This window comes from Streptomyces hirsutus (assembly GCF_001418415.1).
Taxonomy (GTDB): Bacteria; Actinomycetota; Actinomycetes; order Streptomycetales; family Streptomycetaceae; genus Streptomyces; species Streptomyces hirsutus.
In genome coordinates this window covers 1-1950 of record NZ_LIQT01000500.1, presented here as the reverse complement: position 1 = coordinate 1950, position 1950 = coordinate 1, and the positions used below count along the sequence as shown (strand labels likewise).

Below are 1950 nucleotides of genomic sequence, written 5' to 3'. Positions count from 1 at the left end.
CCCGGCCGCCGGGCCCGGCGGCCCCGAAGGCCATCCGGCTGGGCAGCCCGCGCCCCCGGCTGCGCCTGATCGGCCTGGTGCTGGCCCTGGTCCTGAGCGTCTTCGTCGTACGCCTGCTCCAGGTGCAGGCCGTCAAGGCCGACACCTATGCCGCGAAGGCCGGGCAGAGCCTCTACGTCGGCCAGGTGCTGGACGCCGAGCGCGGCAGGATCACCGACCGCAACGGCGTCGCCCTGGCGACCAGCGAGGACGCCTACGACATCACCGCCGACCCGACGATGTTCGCCCCCGACCAGCTGGAGATCGCCGACGGCCCCGAACAGGCCGCCGCCCTCCTCGCCCCGATCCTCGGCCAGGACCAGGACCGGCTGGCCGGGAAGCTGAGGCCGGACAACAAGGCCCTGCGCTACGTCAAACTCGCGAGCCGCCAGACTCCCCAGGTGTGGCAGCAGATCAAGGACCTGAAGTCCGCGCTGGCCAAGAAGGCGGAGACCGACACGTCCTCCGTCAACGTCCTCGCCGGCGTCCTGTCCGTGCCCACCAGCAAGCGGGTGTACCCCAACAACGAACTCGCCGCCGGGATACTGGGCTGGGTCAACGCCGAGGGCAGGGGCGGCGGCGGCATCGAACTCCAGCTGGACAAGCGGCTCGCCGGCGAGGACGGCAAGATCCGCTACGCCCAGTCCGGTGGCCGTCTGGTGCCGACCGTGGACTCCAGCGAGACACCGGCCGTCCCCGGCAGCGACGTCGAGCTCACCATCGACCGCGACATCCAGTGGGCCGCGCAGAACGCCATCAGCGAACAGGTGGAGAAGTCGAAGGCCGACCGCGGTTACGTCATCGTCCAGGACACCCGCACCGGCGAGGTCCTCGCCATGGCCAACGCGCCCGGCTTCGACCCCAACGACCTCTCCGAGGCCGATCCGGCGGCCCTCGGCAACGCGGCCCTCCAGGACGCCTTCGAGCCCGGATCCACCGCCAAGGTCCTGTCCATGGCGGCCGTACTGGAGGAGGGAGCGGCCACCCCGCGGACGCACGTCGTCGTGCCGAACCGGCTGCACCGCGGCGACCGCCTGTTCAAGGACGACGTCGACCACCCGACCTGGTACCTCACCCTCAACGGGGTGCTCGCCAAGTCCAGCAACATCGGCACCATTCTGGCCACCGGCCAGCTCGGCAAGACCCAGGCCGCCGCCAACAAGGTGCTCTACGACTACCTGCGCGCCTTCGGTCTCGGCAGCCACACCGGACTCGGCTTCCCCGGCGAGACCAAGGGCATCCTCGCCCCGCCCGACACCTGGTCGACCTCCCAGCAGTACACGATTCCTTTCGGCCAGGGCGTGTCCGTCAACGCCATGCAGGCCGCGTCCGTCTACTCCACCATCGCCAACGGCGGCGTACGCGTCGAACCCGCACTGGTGCGCGGCACCAAGGAGCCCGACGGGAGCTTCACCCCCGCCCCGAAGCCCGAGAAGACACGGGTCGTCAGCCAGAAGACGGCGAAGACGCTCGCCCGGATGCTGGAGTCGGTCGTGGACGACGAGGAGGGCACCGGCACCAAGGCGCGCATTCCCGGCTACCGGGTGGCGGGGAAGACGGGTACGGCCAACCGCGTGGATCCGGCCACCGGCAAGTACCACGGCTACACCTCCTCCTTCGCCGGATTCGCGCCCGCCGACCAGCCCCGGGTCACCGTCTCCTGCGTCATCCAGAACGCCACCGAGGGCAGTTACTTCGGCGGCCAGATCTGCGGACCCGTCTACAAGCAGGTCATGGAGTTCGCCCTCAAGACCCTCCAGGTGCCGCCGACCGGTGCCGAACCGGCCTACCTCCCGGTCACCTTCAAGCGCTGACCGGCCGCGAAACCTCGCGTCCGGCCGGCACGGAACCACCCAGGAACAGCCCGTGACAACGATCTCCCCCGACCCCGGGAAACGGAACACCCCCCTG

General features: G+C 70.3%; 1 protein-coding gene. It reads left to right on the top strand.

Annotated elements, in window-relative coordinates:
• Positions 1-1853, top strand: a 1853-nt coding sequence (locus tag AOK11_RS32460; protein ID WP_055597267.1) for a peptidoglycan D,D-transpeptidase FtsI family protein, incomplete at its 5' end; no start/stop codon positions are given.
• Between the last annotated feature and the right edge of the window lie 97 nt (positions 1854-1950).